Source organism: Clostridium sp. HCP1S3_C6 (assembly GCF_052066735.1).
Lineage (GTDB): Bacteria > Bacillota > Clostridia > Clostridiales > Clostridiaceae > Clostridium.
Window position 1 is genome coordinate 1 of record NZ_JBQHRN010000090.1, and the last position, 325, is coordinate 325.

Sequence of the window (325 nt, forward strand, 5' to 3'; positions counted from 1 at the left end):
TCGAAGAAAGACATTTAATGATGCAAAAGTATTTAAAAAATGGCTTGTTATAGTTGATGGAACAGAGCTCGATGAAGGTCTTCAAAAGAAAAATGATAATTATCTTGAAAGATGCTATAATCGTGGAACAACTGAGGAATATACAAGATATCACCGAAGCGTTTTAGAAGCCAAAATATATTTTGGAAATAATCTTGTAGCAAGTATAGCAACGGAACCTATTGAAAATGATGCTGAGTATTCAGCAAAAAAACTTAGTGATGAGGAAATAAAACAAGATTGCGAAAGCAAAGCATTTTTACGTCTTTCACAAAAGTTAAAAAAG

Annotated in this window: 1 protein-coding gene; it reads left to right on the forward strand. The window is 31.4% G+C overall.

The annotated features are described in order from the left end of the window. A partial coding sequence (locus ACTNAO_RS12890; protein ID WP_441029715.1) for a hypothetical protein occupies window positions 1-325 on the forward strand: 325 nt, incomplete at both ends.